This is a genomic window from Novosphingobium sp. HNCC26DJ243 (assembly GCF_057180545.1).
On the sequence record NZ_JBXUGN010000001.1, the window covers coordinates 100,004 to 115,576 of the forward strand.

The 15,573-nt window shown below is 63.5% G+C and carries 14 protein-coding genes; 7 read left to right on the forward strand and 7 right to left on the reverse strand.

Annotated features, from left to right (window positions below):
* Window positions 1-37 precede the first annotated feature (37 nt).
* The 3 genes from AC2A04_RS00530 (at window position 38) to ppdK (ending at window position 5,834) form a co-directional block, all read left to right on the forward strand.
* The gene (locus AC2A04_RS00530; RefSeq protein WP_484210364.1) at window positions 38-967 is read left to right on the forward strand and encodes a glycine--tRNA ligase subunit alpha; all 930 of its coding nucleotides are present in this window, start codon (window positions 38-40) and stop codon (window positions 965-967) included.
* Complete coding sequence (glyS, locus tag AC2A04_RS00535; RefSeq protein ID WP_484210365.1) at window positions 964-3,105, forward strand: glycine--tRNA ligase subunit beta; 2,142 nt, start codon at window positions 964-966, stop codon at window positions 3,103-3,105. The genes AC2A04_RS00530 and glyS overlap by 4 nt, the downstream gene beginning before the upstream one ends.
* 65 nt (window positions 3,106-3,170) lie before the next feature.
* Window positions 3,171-5,834, forward strand: coding sequence for a pyruvate, phosphate dikinase (gene ppdK, locus AC2A04_RS00540; protein WP_484210366.1), 2,664 nt, complete (start codon window positions 3,171-3,173; stop codon window positions 5,832-5,834).
* A 4-nt stretch (window positions 5,835-5,838) separates the two neighbouring features.
* Here ppdK and AC2A04_RS00545 read toward each other — a convergent pair whose 3' ends face one another.
* A complete protein-coding gene (locus AC2A04_RS00545; protein ID WP_484210367.1) occupies window positions 5,839-6,564 on the reverse strand; it encodes a class I SAM-dependent methyltransferase in 726 nt (241 codons plus the stop codon).
* Window positions 6,565-6,690: 126 nt separating this feature from the next.
* Between AC2A04_RS00545 and AC2A04_RS00550 the strand changes: the two genes are divergently transcribed.
* The 4 genes from AC2A04_RS00550 (at window position 6,691) to AC2A04_RS00565 (ending at window position 10,542) form a co-directional block, all read left to right on the forward strand.
* A complete protein-coding gene (locus AC2A04_RS00550; RefSeq protein ID WP_484210368.1) occupies window positions 6,691-7,494 on the forward strand; it encodes a double zinc ribbon domain-containing protein in 804 nt (267 codons plus the stop codon).
* A gap of 360 nt (window positions 7,495-7,854) precedes the next feature.
* Window positions 7,855-8,229: a phosphoribosyl-AMP cyclohydrolase gene (gene hisI, locus AC2A04_RS00555; RefSeq protein ID WP_484211659.1), complete on the forward strand. Its 375-nt coding sequence runs from the start codon at window positions 7,855-7,857 to the stop codon at window positions 8,227-8,229.
* A 32-nt stretch (window positions 8,230-8,261) separates the two neighbouring features.
* Window positions 8,262-8,720 carry a MerR family transcriptional regulator gene (locus tag AC2A04_RS00560; RefSeq protein WP_484210369.1) on the forward strand — a complete coding sequence of 153 codons (459 nt, stop codon included), beginning with the start codon at window positions 8,262-8,264 and terminating at the stop codon, window positions 8,718-8,720.
* A 19-nt stretch (window positions 8,721-8,739) separates the two neighbouring features.
* Window positions 8,740-10,542, forward strand: coding sequence for an acyl-CoA dehydrogenase C-terminal domain-containing protein (locus AC2A04_RS00565; protein ID WP_484210370.1), 1,803 nt, complete (start codon window positions 8,740-8,742; stop codon window positions 10,540-10,542).
* A gap of 4 nt (window positions 10,543-10,546) precedes the next feature.
* Here the strand turns inward: AC2A04_RS00565 and AC2A04_RS00570 are convergent, their stop codons facing one another.
* The 6 genes from AC2A04_RS00570 to tyrS form a co-directional block, all read right to left on the reverse strand.
* Window positions 10,547-10,825 (reverse strand): hypothetical protein, encoded by a 279-nt coding sequence (locus AC2A04_RS00570; RefSeq protein WP_484210371.1) that lies wholly within the window; start codon window positions 10,823-10,825, stop codon window positions 10,547-10,549.
* A complete protein-coding gene (locus AC2A04_RS00575; RefSeq protein WP_484210372.1) occupies window positions 10,822-11,529 on the reverse strand; it encodes a dienelactone hydrolase family protein in 708 nt (235 codons plus the stop codon). The genes AC2A04_RS00570 and AC2A04_RS00575 overlap by 4 nt, the downstream gene beginning before the upstream one ends.
* 5 nt (window positions 11,530-11,534) lie before the next feature.
* A complete protein-coding gene (cysK, locus tag AC2A04_RS00580) occupies window positions 11,535-12,452 on the reverse strand; it encodes a cysteine synthase A (protein WP_484210373.1) in 918 nt (305 codons plus the stop codon).
* Window positions 12,453-12,486: 34 nt separating this feature from the next.
* A complete protein-coding gene (locus AC2A04_RS00585; RefSeq protein ID WP_484210374.1) occupies window positions 12,487-13,737 on the reverse strand; it encodes an MFS transporter in 1,251 nt (416 codons plus the stop codon).
* Between the two features lie 124 nt (window positions 13,738-13,861).
* On the reverse strand, window positions 13,862-14,200 hold the full coding sequence (locus AC2A04_RS00590) for a PilZ domain-containing protein (protein WP_484210375.1): 339 nt from the start codon (window positions 14,198-14,200) through the stop codon (window positions 13,862-13,864).
* A 127-nt stretch (window positions 14,201-14,327) separates the two neighbouring features.
* On the reverse strand, window positions 14,328-15,557 hold the full coding sequence (gene tyrS, locus AC2A04_RS00595; RefSeq protein WP_484210376.1) for a tyrosine--tRNA ligase: 1,230 nt from the start codon (window positions 15,555-15,557) through the stop codon (window positions 14,328-14,330).
* Window positions 15,558-15,573 lie beyond the last annotated feature (16 nt).

The following is a 15,573-nucleotide window of genomic DNA, read 5'->3' on the forward strand; positions in this document are numbered from 1 at the left end:
TGATTTGGGGCGGCTCATCGGCCAAAGCCGCGCGACCATGGCCGATACATTGAACACGCCGCCCACAGCGCCCGTCAAGGCGCCGCTCAGTCTGCAGGACATGATCCTGCGCCTTCATGCTTTCTGGGGGGAGCAGGGCTGCCTGATCCTCCAGCCTTATGACATGCGCATGGGCGCAGGGACCTTCCATACCGCGACCACGCTGCGCGCGCTGGGGCCCGAGCCGTGGAACGCCGCCTTCGTCCAGCCCTGCCGCCGCCCGACAGATGGCCGCTATGGCGAGAACCCCAATCGGCTGCAGCACTACTACCAGTATCAGGTGATCCTGAAGCCTTCCCCTGAAAACCTGCAGGAGCTTTACCTCCAGTCGCTCGGCGTGATCGGCATCGATCCGCTGGTGCACGACATCCGCTTCGTGGAAGACGACTGGGAATCCCCGACTTTGGGCGCATGGGGCCTCGGCTGGGAAGTGTGGTGCGATGGCATGGAAGTCACCCAGTTCACCTATTTCCAGCAGATGGGCGGGTTCGATTGCAAGCCCGTGGCGGGTGAACTGACCTATGGGCTCGAGCGTCTGGCGATGTACATTCAGGGCGTCGACAACGTCTATGACCTCGCCTTCAACAATCACGGCGTGACTTATGGCGAGGTGTTTCTCGAGAACGAGAAGCAGATGTCGAAGTGGAACTTCGAAGTCGCCGATACCGAAAGCCTGTTCGAAGGCTTCCGCCGCGCCGAGGCCGAATGCCAGCGCAGTCTCGAAGCCGATGTACCCATTGCCGCCTATGAGCAGGCGATCGAGGCCAGTCACCTGTTCAACCTGCTGCAGGCACGCGGCGTGATTTCGGTGCAGGAACGCGCCAGCTACATGGGTCGCGTCCGCGATCTCGCGCGCGGAAGTTGCGAGGCCTACATGGCCAAGTTCGAAGACCAGTGGACTGCCCAGTATCCGGAGTGGAGCAAGTGACCGATTTCCTTCTGGAACTTCGCTGCGAGGAAATTCCGGCGCGCATGCAGGCTGGCGCCCGTGCCGATCTGGCCAAGCTCTTTGCCAGGGAACTGGCCGCTGCCGGGCTGAACGCAGGCGAGGTGACCGTCTGGTCCACGCCGCGCCGCCTTGCCCTGATCGCGCGCGACCTGCCGCTGGCGACCGAGGCAGTGTCCGAGGAAACCAAGGGCCCCAAGACCTCCGCGCCCGAACAGGCACTGGAAGGGTTCCTGCGCAAGACGGGCCTTTCGAAGGACCAGTTGACCGAACGCGACGGCGTGTGGTTCGCCGTCACCGAAAAGCCCGGTCGCGCCACGAAGGACGTGCTGGCCGAAGCGATCCCCGCGATCATCCGAGCGTTCCCCTGGCCCAAGAGCCAGCGGTGGGGCGCGACCTCGCTTTCGACCGAGAGCTTGCGCTGGGTGCGCCCGCTTTCGGGTATCGTCGCGCTTCTCGGCGAAGACCTCGTCGAATGCGAGATCGGCGGCATCCGTTCGGGCTACGCCACGCGCGGCCACCGCTTCCACTGCCCTGGCGAGATCACCATCGGCAGTGCGCACGACTATGCCGAGAAACTGCGCGCCTGCCACGTGATCGTCGATCACGCGGAACGCGAAGCGCTGATCCGCGACAAGGCCAAGGCCGTGGCCGAGGCCGCCGGTCTGGTGCTGGTCGAGGACGAAGGGCTGGTGATCGAGAACGCTGGGCTGACCGAATGGCCCGCGCCCCTGCTCGGCCGCTTCGACGAGGCGTTTCTTGAGGTTCCGCCTGAAGTCATTCAGCTTACCGCACGGATAAACCAGAAGTATTTCATCTGCCGCGATGCTGCCGGAAAGCTCGCCAACGCCTTCGTCTGCACGGCCAACATCGAGGCCAAAGATGGCGGCGCGGCCATCGTCGACGGCAACCGCAAGGTTCTCGCCGCGCGCCTCTCGGACGCCCGCTTCTTCTGGGAGCAGGACAAGAAAAAGCCGCTGGCCGAACACGCCGAGAAGCTGGCGCGGATTACGTTCCATGAGAAGCTGGGGACTGTGGCACAGCGTCAAGAACGCTTCGTCGCGCTCGTTGATGATTTCGAGGGGCAGCTCCGCGAGGCGATCCCGGCCGCAAGGCGGGCTGCCGGGATCCTCAAGGCCGACTTGGTGACCGAAATGGTCGGAGAGTTTCCGGAACTTCAGGGCCTGATGGGCGGGTATTACGCCAAGGCCGAAGGACTGCCAGCAGACGTCGTTGCAGCGGTGCGGGATCATTACAAGCCAGCTGGCCAAGCAGATGCGGTTCCGTCCGATGGAGTTTCAATCCTCGCAGCGTTGGTCGATAAGATCGATGCACTTGTCGGGTTCTTTGGAGCTGATCTGAAGCCTACCGGTTCTAAGGACCCGTTTGCGCTGCGTCGTGCAGCTCTCGGAACAATCCGCCTCATCACCGAAAACAACTTGCGGTTGTCGCTGGGCCGGTTGTTCGGGGCGTCTGCGCAACTCTATCGCAACCAAAGTATCGCGGTCGATGACGCTTCCGCAGAGCTTCTCACCTTCTTCGCCGACCGCCTCAAGGTCCAGCAGCGTGAAGCGGGCGTTCGTCATGACCTGATCGATGCCGTGTTTGCGCTAGGCGGTGAGGACGATCTCGTCCGCCTGCTCGCCCGCGTTCATGCGCTTCAGGCCTTCGTCACCACCGAGGATGGCGCAAACCTCCTTGCAGGCTACAAGCGCGCGGCGAACATTCTCAAGAAGGAAGGCTTCTCGGCGTCGGACATGATCCCGGCGGACGGCGAGGAAGATCCGCTGGTCATGGTCGACGATCCCGCGTTCGAAGGCATTGCCAACCAGATGGCCCACGCGCCGAGCGTGCTGGCCTATGAGCCGGAGCCTGCCGAAGCGGATCTCATTGCCTCGCTCGAGGCGGCAGGTCCGCGCGCCGATGCAGCCATCGCCGCCGAGGACTTCACCGCTGCCATGGCCGCGCTTGCGAGCCTTCGTGCGCCCATCGACGCTTTTTTCGAGGGCGTCACGGTGAATGACGCGGACGCTAACAAGCGTTCCAGTCGCCTCGCGCTGCTTGACCGTTTTCGTGCTGCAGTGCACAAAGTTGCGGACTTTTCGCGCATAGAAGGCTAAAGGCCGACCCGACTCCGGGGTCGGTTCCGGCAATAACAGCGGTTTTCAGGGAGCCTCGTTCAGGCATGAGTGCATACGTATTCCACTTCGGCGGCGGTGCAACCTCGACAGAGGCGCGGGCCAAGGACAAGACGATCGTTGGCGGCAAGGGCGCGAACTTGGCCGAGATGGCCGGGATCGGCCTGCCGGTGCCTCCCGGCTTCACGATCACCACCGAAGTCTGCACGGCCTACAATGCCAGTGGCAAGACCTTTGACGAGGCCCTGCGCGAAGGCGTGGCCAATGGCGTTGCGCACGTCGAGACAGCCACGGGCCGCGTCTTCGGGGATTCAGCTAACCCGTTGCTCGTCTCGGTACGCTCGGGCGCGCGCGTGTCGATGCCTGGCATGATGGACACTGTGCTCAACCTCGGCCTCAACGACTTCACGGTCGAAGGTCTTGCCGCCGGATCGGGCGACGCGCGCTTTGCATGGGACAGCTATCGCCGCTTCATCCAGATGTATTCCGACGTCGTTCTGGGTCTCGATCATCATCGGTTTGAGGATGCCCTTGAAATCATCAAGGAAGACCACGGTTTCTTCAACGATGTTGAGATGGGCGCCGAGCATTGGCAGGCGCTGGTCGGCGAATACAAGGCCATTGTCGAAGAGCAGCTTGGCCGCCCGTTCCCGCAAGACGTGCACGAACAACTGTGGGGCGCAATCGGCGCCGTGTTCGATTCATGGGAATCGGACCGCGCCAAGGTCTATCGCCGCCTGAACGACATTCCCGCCGATTGGGGCACTGCCGTAAACGTGCAGGCCATGGTCTTCGGCAACATGGGTGACACTTCGGCCACCGGCGTTGCCTTCACGCGTGACCCTGCAACCGGCGAAAAGGCCTATTACGGCGAATGGCTGGTCAATGCGCAGGGCGAGGATGTCGTCGCCGGCATCCGCACGCCGCAGTACCTCACGCTGGCCGCGCGCGAGCGGGCAGGGGCCAAGCCGCTGTCGATGGAAGAGTCGATGCCCGAGGCCTATGGTGAGCTTGCTGCCGTGTTCGAGCTGCTCGAAAAGCACTACAAGGACATGCAGGACATCGAGTTTACCGTCGAGCAGGGCAAGCTGTGGATGCTGCAGACCCGCTCGGGCAAGCGCACCGCCAAGGCCGCGCTCAAGATGGCGGTGGACATGGTCGGTGAGGGCCTGATCGACGAGGCGACCGCGATCCGCCGCATCGATCCGATGGCTCTCGACCAGCTCTTGCACCCGACGCTCGATCCCAAGGCGACACGCGACGTTCTGACCAAGGGCCTGCCGGCATCGCCCGGCGCGGCTTCGGGCGCGGTCGTGTTCGACGCCGATACCGCGCAGACGCTGGCCGAGCGCGGCGAAGCGGTCATCCTCGTTCGCGTGGAAACCAGCCCCGAGGACATTCACGGCATGCATGCCGCCAAGGGCATCCTGACCGCGCGTGGCGGCATGACGTCACACGCGGCCGTTGTTGCCCGCGGGATGGGCCGCCCTTGCGTGTCGGGCGCCTCGGCGCTGTCGATCGACATGGCGAGCCGCACCGCGCGCATCGGCAATCGCGAACTGCGCGAAGGCGACGTGATCACGCTCGATGGTTCGAACGGAGACGTGATGGCCGGCAAGGTCGCGACGGTCGAGCCCGAGCTGGTAGGCGATTTCGGCACGCTCATGGTCTGGGCCGACAAGCATCGCCGCATGAAGGTGCGCACCAACGCCGAAACCCCGCTCGATTGCCAGGTCGCGCGCCAGTTCGGCGCCGAGGGCATCGGGCTGTGCCGCACCGAACACATGTTCTTCGAAGCTGGCCGCATTTCGGCCGTACGCCAGATGATCCTGGCCGAGGACGAAGCGGGGCGGCGCATGGCGCTGGCCAAGCTGCTGCCCGAACAGCGGAGCGACTTCCAGTCAATCTTCGAGGTCATGGCCGGCCTGCCGGTCACGATCCGCCTGCTCGATCCGCCGCTGCACGAGTTCCTGCCGCACGCCGACGCCGAGTTTGCCGAACTGGCCGAAGCCACCGGCCTTGGCGTCGAACATCTCAAGCGCCGTGCGGGCGAACTCCACGAGTTCAATCCGATGCTCGGCCATCGCGGTTGCCGCCTCGGCATCACGTTCCCCGAAATCTATGAGATGCAGGCCCGCGCCATCTTCGAGGCGGCGTGCGACGTTGCGGACAAGAGCGGCCTTGCCCCCATTCCCGAGGTAATGATCCCGCTCGTGGCCACGCGCAAGGAGCTCGAAATACTCCGGGCACTGGTCGATCGCGTCGCGCTTGAGGTCTTTGCCGAGAAGGGCCGCACGCTCGAGTATCTCGTGGGCACGATGATCGAGCTGCCGCGCGCTGCGTTGATGGCCGGTGAGATCGCGGAAGAAGCCAAGTTCTTCTCGTTCGGCACCAACGACTTGACCCAGACTACTCTGGGTGTTTCGAGGGACGACGCGGCGCGCTTCCTCAACCCTTATGTCGAGCAGGGCATCTATCCGCGCGATCCGTTCGTGAGCCTCGACATCGAGGGTGTGGGGCAGCTGGTAGAACTGGCTGCCGAGCGCGGGCGCAAGACCCGGCCCGATCTCAAGCTGGGCATTTGCGGCGAACACGGCGGCGATCCGGCTTCGATCGCGTTCTGCGAAAAAACCGGCCTCGATTACGTCTCGGCCAGTCCGTACCGCGTGCCGATCGCCCGTCTTGCCGCAGCGCAGGCCGCGCTCGGCTGAACGATCAGAACTTGGGTGGGCGAAGCGGTTTTGCCCACCCGCTCAGCGTCAGGATCTCGAAGCGCTCGGTCACCTTGCCGTCGGCATCGGCGCGCGCGGCAAAGGCCCGATGCGCGCGGGCGAGGGCAGCCTTGCCGAGCGGCGCTCCTGCGCGGGCTAGGCAGTTGCCGAGGCCTTGTGCGCGAATGTCTCCGATCAACCGCTCGAACGAGCTGAACCGTACGTCCAGATGGTGGCTATCGACAACGGGATCGGCGAAGCCGCAGCGCTGGAGCAACTGCCCCCCGGCGCGAACGTCCACTTGCGGATGTACGCGCGGTGAGGGCCGCTCGCCGTCGGCTTCGAGCATGATGTCGCGCAAGGCAGGCAGCGATCCTGCAGCCATGAAGCAGGCGATCATCAGGCCCCCGTCGGCTAGTGCGCGGCGCAGATGGACCAGCGCGCCGGGCAGGTCGTTCACCGTATCGAGCGTACCGAGGCTGGCAATGAAATCGTAGCCGGGCCCGGCCGGCAGCGGCGCTTCCTCGTCGAGCGGATTGGCTCCGAGAGCAGGATCCCGGCAATCGACCAGGGGGCATGAGAGGCCGGAGGCCAGTGCGCCTGTCCAGTCCCCGATCACCAGTGCCCGCGCCGGTTCGTGCCGCAGGAACGACAGCCGGTCGAGAACGTCGTCGACCATGTCTTCGGCGATGTATCGCGGCGCATCGGGTTGCGCTTGCAAGCCGGCCATGCGCTTACGGAGGGCATTGCGCCGTTTTGGCGCGAAAATAACGGGGGGCGAGGTGGCCATTTGCGGGCATTGCCCGTCCGGCGCGCTCTTGCCAAGGGGCCGCTTGGCCGGGACTATGCACTGGCCATGCGCCTTGCCGCTTTCAACTCTGTCGTCGATTTCGTCTTTCCGCCACGATGTCCGCTGTGCGGTCTGCCGATCGCGGAGCATGGCGGGCTTTGTCTTGCCTGCTGGGCCAAGCTGGTGGTGCCGTCAGGGACTTGCTGTTCGCTGTGTCAGCGACCCTTGGGGGACGGGCTGGACGAGGGCGAGGGTGCGAACCTGATCTGTGCGCCCTGCATGGCAGAGCCGCCGCGCCATGCCGGGATTGCTGCAGCCACGCTCTACAATGACACGTCGCGCGCGCTTGTCGTCGCGCTCAAGCATGGCCGTCGCGTGGGGCTGGCGCCGATGATGGCGCGGATGATCAAGGCGCGCCTTCCGGCCCTCGACGGCGAATGGCTGGTCTTGCCGGTTCCCTTGCATCGCTGGCGTATCCTGAGGCGCGGCTTCAACCAGTCAGCGCTCATTGCCGCGACAATCGCCCGGATGGCCGGGCAGCGACTGCTGGTGGACGGTCTGGTGCGCCAGAGGCCGACGCCGTCTCTGGGCGGGCTGAACCGCAAGGCCCGCGCCCGTGCGCTTTCAGGCGCGATCGTGCCTCACCCGCGACGGGCAGCCGACTTGCGCGGCGCGAACGTCCTGCTTGTGGACGACGTGATGACGAGTGGTGCGACAACGAATGCCTGCATTTCGGCACTTCGCCGCGCAGGGGTGGCACAAGTTCGCATAGCCTGCTTCGCGCGCGTTCTCGACGAAGCGCTGGATGTGGCGCGAGGACAAGTCGGGTACGAATCCGGCTTGCTGCAAACGGAAACGCCCGGAGCGTGAGCTCCGGGCGCCGTCGTGACGAATTTCTGCGGGCGTTCGCGTAAACCGCGATATCGACGGCCCCCTGACCGTCCCGCCATATTCCCTCACCAACCGATCGGATTCCGCGCGGCCTCTTCGGCCTGCTGCAGGACTTCCAATCAGCCCCTCATGTATTCCCTGAACATTGGCGCTTCGTCCGTGCCTTCCGGCTGTTCAGTCTGCGGTTCCCTCAAACCGCGCAGTCTTAATCGTTCATTCATGCCCGCAGCGAAAGTCCGTTATGGTTCGGACATGGATTTTGCGACGGTGTTGTGGTTATCGTGCAACAAGTCCCGATCGCATGGATCGAGGCAGGAAGGTGATGTGCACTTGAGTACCCTGGAAGAGACTGCCCGGCGTGAGCAGGGCGCTGAATTCATGCCGAAATTCGACTCAGCAGGGTTGGTGACCGCAGTGGCGGTGGACCACGCCAGTGGCGCCTTGCTGATGCTGGCGCACATGGATGCCGAAGCGATTGCCAAAACTTGTGAAACAGGGTTCGCACACTTCCATTCGCGGTCACGCGGACGGCTGTGGATGAAAGGCGAAAGCTCGGGTCACGTGCTGCGCGTGATCGAGATTCGCGTCGATTGCGATCAGGACGCGCTGGAGTTGCGCGTGGAACCTGCAGGACCCGCCTGCCACACGCTCGCGCCGACCTGCTTCTATCGCAAGCTGGATGGCGACGGCCAGCTGGTTCGCATAGCCGATTGACGCTTACGTAAAGGGCAGATAGTGTGCGCGTCATGTCTCAGCATGATGCCGTAGCGACTCGCGACCATACCGGTCACCTCGATCAGCCCGATGCGCTGAAGCGTGATCAGTTCACGATCTCCGATCTCTCCAACGAGTTCGGCGTGACTGCACGCGCCTTGCGTTTCTATGAGGACGAGGGCCTGATCGCGCCGACGCGCATGGGCCTGTCACGCATCTATTCAAAGCGTGACCGTGCGCGCCTGGCGTGGATCATGCGCGCCAAGAACGTGGGTTTCAGCCTCGCCGAAATCCGCGACATGATCGACCTCTACGACATGGGTGACGGACGCGCCGAGCAGCGCCGCGTCACTCTCGCCAAGTGCCGCGAGCGGATCGAAAATCTCCAGCGGCAGCAGGCAGACATTGCTGCGACCATCGATGAACTGACCAGCTTCGTCGATCTTGTCATCGCCAAGGAGCGGTCCGAAGGCCGCAATCCGGACGCCTGAGACCAAGGGACAGGATACCATGCCGATTTACACTGCGCCGACGCGCGACACCCGTTTCGTCGTCAACGAACTGCTCCGCCTCGAAAGCTATGGCGAACTGCCCGGCTTCGAGAGCGCCACGCAGGACATGACCGATGCGATCATCGAGGAAGCCGGCCGCTTCGTGTCGGAAGTGATCGCCCCGCTGAACCTTTCAGGTGACAAGGAAGGCTGCACGCGCCACCCCGATGGCAGCGTAACGACGCCGGCGGGATTCAAGGACGCCTACCGCCAGTATGTCGAAGGCGGCTGGGGCACGCTTTCCGCGCCCGAGCAATTCGGCGGGCAGGGGCTGCCGCACGTCATGGGTTTCGTGATGGAAAAGTACCTCGCCACCGCGAACCAGGCTTTCGCGATGTATCCGGGCCTTGCCAACGGCGCGATCTCGGCCATCCGCGAAAAGGGTTCGCCCGAGCAGCAGGCCATGTACCTGCCCAAGATGGTAAGCGGAGAATGGCTCGGCACGATGAACCTGACCGAACCGCACTGCGGCACCGACCTCGGTCTGATCCGCACGCGCGCGGTGCCCGGGACTGACGGTTCCTGGGCGATCACCGGCACGAAGATCTTCATTTCGGCGGGCGACCATGACCTGACCGAGAACATCATTCACCTCGTCCTTGCGAAAACCCCCGGCGCGCCGGAATCGAGCAAGGGCATTTCGCTGTTCATCGTGCCCAAATTCATCGTCAAAGCCGATGGCTCTCTGGGCGAGAAGAACGCGGTTACCGTGGGGTCCATCGAGGAGAAGATGGGTATTCACGGCAATGCCACCTGCGTGATGAATTACGATGGCGCGAAGGGCTGGCTGGTCGGGGAGGAGAACAAGGGCCTCGCCGCCATGTTCATCATGATGAATGCCGCGCGCCTTGGCGTCGGCATGCAGGGCCTTGCCCAGGCCGAGGTCGCCTATCAGAACGGCCTTGCCTACGCGCTCGATCGCCGTCAGGGCCGCGCGCTGACGGGTCCGGCCGAACCGCAGGAGCGTGCCGATCCGATCATCGTTCATCCGGACGTTCGCCGCATGCTGATGGACGCCAAGACCTTCGTCGAGGGCATGCGCGCGCTTTGCCTGTGGGGCGCCCTGCAGGTTGACCTCACCCACAAGGGCGCCACCGAAGCCGATCGTCAGGAAGCGGACGACCTGATCAGCCTGCTGACGCCCGTGATCAAGGGCTACGGCACCGACATGGGTTACAAGACCGCCACCGACATGCAGCAGATCTGGGGCGGCCACGGCTACATCGCCGAGAATGGCATGGAGCAGTTCGTGCGCGATGCCCGCATCGCCATGATCTACGAAGGCACCAATGGCGTGCAGGCGATGGACCTTGCCGGGCGCAAGCTTGCGCTCAATGGCGGTCGCGCGGTCCAGCGCTTCTTCGCGCTGGTGGATGGCGAATGCGCCGAAGACTCCGCCGACGAGACGGTCAAGCTGGTTGCCGAGCGGCTTGCCAAGGCCACAGGCGAGATGAAGGCAGCGACGATGTGGTTCATGCAGAATGCGATGGCCAACCCGAACAACCTCGGCGCGGGCGCCTATGCCTACATGACGTTGACCGGGATCGTCTCTCTCGGCCTGATGTGGTTGCGCATGGCAAAGGTGGCTGCAGCGGCGATTGCCGACGGCGCCGACGACAAGGCATTCTACGAAGCCAAGCTCGCCTGCGCCCGCCACTGGGCGACTCGCTACACCACCGAGGCAGGAGCCCTGCGCCGTCAGGTCGAAGCTGGCAGCGAGACGATCATGGCGCTGACGCCCGAGCAGCTGGCGATTGCCTGATCCGTCAGGCCAGCAGCCAGCCGAGAAGGAAAAGCAGACTTCCAAGCAAGGCGGTGATGCAGAGGATGAGGACCAGCCCGAAGCCGTCCATCAAGCCGCCATCACCGCCAAGAGCTGCGTAGCCTGCGATTGTCAGGATGCACCAAGCCAGCCATGACAACAGAATCAACGGTGCCTTGAGCCATCCGTTGCTGACGCTTCGCCAATTCCAAAAGGCGTAGGCAGAACCGAAGACGACCAGACCCTGCACGCTCGAAATCAGGATGAGGATGACCATGCTCAAGCTGCGAGCACCTCGTCCAGCAGCTCCATCAGTGCAGCCCAGCTTTGCCGGTCTGCGCTTTCGTCATATCCGATAGCCGCCATGCCGCGTGCGTCGCTGCCGGGGTCGGTGAAGCCATGCTTGACGCCGCTGTAGCTGTGGAAGTGCCAGTCGGCTCCGGCTGCGTCCATTTCCTCCCAGAAGGCCATGACCTGCGAACGCGGGACCATCGGATCAGCATCGCCGTGGCAGACGAGGATGCGGGTCTTGATCGCACCTGAAGCTGCGGGTGCTTGCGTGTCGAGCAGGCCGTGGAAACTGGCCGCCAGAACGAGATCCGCGCCGTCGCGCGCCAGCTCGAGCGCTGCCTGTCCGCCCATGCAATAGCCGATGGCTGCGACGGGAAGGCCCTTTGCATCGGGCAGCCTCACCAGCGCATCCAATCCCGCGCGCAGACGCTTGCGATAGCTATCGGCGCTTGCCCGCAAGGGCCCCGACAGTTCGCGCGCATGGTCGAAATCGCGGACCTGCACGCCGTAGAAGTCTGCGATCATTGCAATATAGCCCGCCTCGGCCAGCAGGTGGGCGCGGCGGATCATTGCGGTGTTGCAGTTGGCGATAGTCGGCAGGATCAGCACCGCCGCGCGGGGCGGTCCAGCCGGACGGACGAGGAAGCCGGTGAGGGCCACCTCGCCATCGGCATAGTCGATCTGCTCGACTGCCAAAGCACTCACTCCGGCAGGAAGTCGGGCACGGACAGATAACGCTCGCCCGTATCGTAGTTGAAGCCCAGCACGCGGCTTCCGGCGGGAAGGCTGGCCAGCTTCTGCTTGATCGCGGCCAGGGTTGCGCCCGATGAAATGCCGACGAGCATGCCTTCCTTCGAGGCACAAAGCCGCGCCATTTCCTTGGCGTCTGCCGGATCGACCTGAATTGCACCGTCGATCGACTGCGTGTGCAGGTTGCCGGGGATGAAGCCGGCACCGATGCCCTGAATCGGGTGTGGCGCCGGCTGGCCGCCCGAGATGACCGGGGAAAGCGTCGGCTCGACCGCATAGGCTTTCATCGAAGGCCAGTGCTTCTTCAGTTCCTCGGCACAGCCGGTCAGGTGTCCGCCGGTGCCGACTCCAGTGATCAGCACGTCGATCGGTTCGCTGGCGAAGTCCTTGAGGATTTCCTGCGCGGTCGTGCGCACGTGGACCGCAACGTTGGCAGGATTGTCGAACTGCTGGGGCATCCACGCGCCATCGGTCTGCTCGACCAGTTCCTTGGCGCGTTCGATCGCACCCTTCATGCCCTTTTCGCGCGGGGTGAGGTCAAACGTGGCGCCATAGGCCAGCATCAGCCGGCGACGCTCGAGAGACATCGATTCGGGCATGACGAGTACGAGCCGGTAGCCCTTGACGGCCGCTGCCATGGCAAGGCCAATGCCGGTGTTGCCCGATGTCGGTTCGATGATCGTGCCACCCGGTCGCAGGCTGCCGTCGGCTTCGGCGGCCTCGATCATGGCGAGGCCGATCCTGTCCTTGATCGAGCCGCCAGGATTGGCACGCTCGCTCTTCACCCATACCTCGTGGTCGGGAAACAGGCGGGACAGGCGAACGTGCGGGGTATTGCCGATCGTGGCAAGAATGGAATCCGCTCTCATTTCGCTTGGCTCCTTGTGGTGAATTGGGGAGACTTTAGGACGATCTGTACCGGGCTGCAAAGGTTCGTGCGTTCTTCAGTTCGGGGAAGAACACAAACCAGATCGCGGTCACGGCGATTGCGCCTACGCCGCCGAAAATCACTGCGCCAACTGCGCCAAGCAATGCAGCGGCCATGCCGGATTGCATCTCACCCAGTTCGTTCGATGCCGATATGGCAAGTCCCGAAATCGACGAGACGCGTCCGCGCACGGCATCCGGCGTGTGCAACTGCACCAATGTATTGCGGATATAAACCGAGACCATGTCGGCAGCGCCGATGCCCGCAAGCATGAAAAGAGAGAGATAGAAATTGTGCGATAGGCCGAAGCCGATCGTGAACAGGCCATAGACTGCCACGCCCAGCAGCATCTTGTTGCCTACCTGGCTGACAATCGGGCGCCGCGCGAGGCCGATCGTGACAAGCGCGGCACCAAGGCCGGGCATCGCGCGCATGATGCCCAGGCCATCTGCGCCCACCGGATGGCCGTTAAGGAACAGCACGTCGCGCGCAAACACCGGCAGAAGCGCGGTGGCGCCGCCGAGCAGGACCGCGAACAGGTCCAGCGAAATGCAGCCCAGCAGGAAGCGATCTTTCCAGACAAAAGAGAGACCTTCGCGGATCTGGCGGATGGGGTGAACGTCGCGATTGCCGGGAGGGGCGGGAAGGCGGCGGATACCGAACACGCACGATGCCGAAAGCACCAGAAGCGCAACCGATGTCCAGTATGGCAGCGAGGGGTGCCCCGCGAATAGCAGACCTGCAATGGCCGGTCCAGCAACCGAACCCGTCTGCCAGGCCATCGAATTGATCGCCACCGCCTTTGGCATCAGTTCGGCGGGCACGATGTTTGGCGCGATCGAGGCAAGGGCGGGGCCGATGAAGACGCGCGCCGTTCCGTGAAGGGCCGCGAGCCCGAACAGGAGCGGGAGGGACAGAATGCCGATCTGCGTAACGATCGCCAGGGTCAGCGCGATCGTGAGATCGAGGCAGATCGAAAGCCCGGCGACAGTCCGCCGGTCAAACCTGTCGGCCACCACACCAGCCACCGGGGTCAGCAGAAACAGTGGAAGAAACTGGGCAAGGCCGAGCAGGCCGAGCTGGAATGCTGCCTGGGCAATGGACATCCCGTATTCGCTGCGCGCGATGTCGTAGAGCTGGTAGCCCAGGATCACGACCATGCCCGAAGTGGCCACGACCGAGAAGAACCGCGCGATCCAGAACCGCCGGTAGTCGGGAATTGCCATGGGCGATGTCGGCAGCTTGCCGACGGGGGGAATACTTGCCGTCACCACGCGGCAATGCCAGCCACGAGCCCCATTGCCAAGAAAGCAAATTTTGGCCTGCCCCATCCACATGGATGGGCAGCGCTCAGTGAGTCGCGCGCATCTTCGGGTTGGGTTGCAGTGCCTTGATCAGCTTGGCGAAATCGTCCAGCCGGATGATGCGCTCGAACTGGAAGCCCGCCCGGTCTCCGTCGCTCCACACAAGGAAAGCTTCGATCCGCCCAACCTGAGGCAGGCGGATGGTCACACGTTCGCCCCGTCCAAGACCCTCGACGCCTTGCGCCATGAAGCCGGTTGTCGAGACATTGGACAATTGCAGCATGATATCGCCGCGCACGCGGTGTTCGCCGATGACCGGAAGATTGACCGGATGGCGCGTCGACCGACGCAAGTCGGTGACTGAAAGCTGGGCTCCGCCGCGCATCGTTCCTCCTCTGGCGTCCGGTGTGGAACGACAGTACTAGGTCCGAATTGGCGAATATTTGGTAAAGCCGCGGCAAAAGCGTGCCGGAAGCGGCAAGCCTTTGCCGTTAGGCTTCGCTAAACTTCTTTCACGCCTTGCGCAGAATTCCGTGCTTCTTCTTGCCCGAAGAAACCCGAATTTCTTTTTCGTTCAGTGTGATGCTGTGGCCTTCGTCAGCTATCGACACGCCATCGACACGAGCACCACCACCGGAAACCAGTCTTTTGGCTTCACCTCGGCTTGCCGCAAATCCAAGTCCGATCAACGCATCGATGATTCCGATGCCATCCCCGGCCACTTCGAATGTTGGAAGATCCTGCCCGATTCCCCCCCCGGCAAAAGTGGCAGCGGCCGTCGCTTCGGCAGCCCTGGCCGCTTCATCGCCGCGGACGAGTCGCGTCACTTCGTTGGCCAGCACGATCTTGGCGTTGTTGATCTCGCTGCCTTCAAGCGATTCAAGGCGGGCGATTTCGTCGAGCGGCAGATCGGTAAACAGCCGCAGGAACTTGCCGACATCGCGGTCATCGGCATTGCGCCAGTACTGCCAGAAGTCCCAGGCAGGCAGAGCGTCTTCGTTGAGCCAGACGGCCCCTGCCGCAGTCTTGCCCATCTTCTTGCCATCGGCCGTGGTCAGCAGCGGCGTGGTCAGACCGAACACCTCGCGTGCATCCTTGCGACGGGTCAGTTCGATGCCGTTGACGATGTTGCCCCACTGATCCGAACCACCCATCTGCAGGCGCACGCCCATCTCCTTGTTGAGATGGCGGAAGTCGTAACCCTGCAGGATCATGTAGTTGAATTCGAGGAAGGTCATCGGCTGTTCGCGATCAAGCCGCAGCTTCACCGAATCGAAGGTGAGCATGCGATTGACCGTGAAGTGAGTCCCGACTTCCTGAAGCAATTCGATATAGCCCAGCTTGCCGAGCCAATCGTGGTTGTTCACCATGATTGCATCGGTCGGGCCGTCGCCGAAGGCCAAAAGGCGACTGAACACCTGGCGGATCGAGGCAATGTTGTCCTCAATGGTCTGGTCGGTCAGCATCTTGCGGCTTTCATCGCGCCCGGTCGGATCGCCGATCCGCGTCGTGCCGCCGCCCATGAGGACGACGGGCTTGTGCCCCGCCTGCTGCAACCGACGCAGCATCATGATCTGCACGAGGCTGCCCACGTGAAGCGATGGCGCGGTCGCGTCGAAGCCGATATAGCCCGGAACCACGCTCCCGCTCGCCAGCTTGTCGAGGCCTTCGGCATCGGTCAGCTGGTGGATGTAGCCGCGCTCGTCGAGCAGGCGGAGGAGAGTGGACTGGTAGTGGGTCATCGTGGCCTTCTCTGGT

Bases quoted from the DNA above. Each gene is read 5' to 3' on its own strand.
- tyrS (WP_484210376.1), bottom strand. From the start codon at position 15,557: ATGACCCACTACCAGTCCACTCTCCTCCGCCTGCTCGACGAGCGCGGC.
- AC2A04_RS00590 (WP_484210375.1), bottom strand. From the start codon at position 14,200: ATGCGCGGCGGAGCCCAGCTTTCAGTCACCGACTTGCGTCGGTCGACG.
- AC2A04_RS00530 (WP_484210364.1), top strand. From the start codon at position 38: ATGGCCGATACATTGAACACGCCGCCCACAGCGCCCGTCAAGGCGCCG.
- AC2A04_RS00545 (WP_484210367.1), bottom strand. From the start codon at position 6,564: ATGGCCGGCTTGCAAGCGCAACCCGATGCGCCGCGATACATCGCCGAA.
- ppdK (WP_484210366.1), top strand. From the start codon at position 3,171: ATGAGTGCATACGTATTCCACTTCGGCGGCGGTGCAACCTCGACAGAG.
- AC2A04_RS00585 (WP_484210374.1), bottom strand. From the start codon at position 13,737: ATGGCAATTCCCGACTACCGGCGGTTCTGGATCGCGCGGTTCTTCTCG.
- AC2A04_RS00550 (WP_484210368.1), top strand. From the start codon at position 6,691: ATGCGCCTTGCCGCTTTCAACTCTGTCGTCGATTTCGTCTTTCCGCCA.
- AC2A04_RS00565 (WP_484210370.1), top strand. From the start codon at position 8,740: ATGCCGATTTACACTGCGCCGACGCGCGACACCCGTTTCGTCGTCAAC.
- cysK (WP_484210373.1), bottom strand. From the start codon at position 12,452: ATGAGAGCGGATTCCATTCTTGCCACGATCGGCAATACCCCGCACGTT.
- AC2A04_RS00560 (WP_484210369.1), top strand. From the start codon at position 8,262: ATGTCTCAGCATGATGCCGTAGCGACTCGCGACCATACCGGTCACCTC.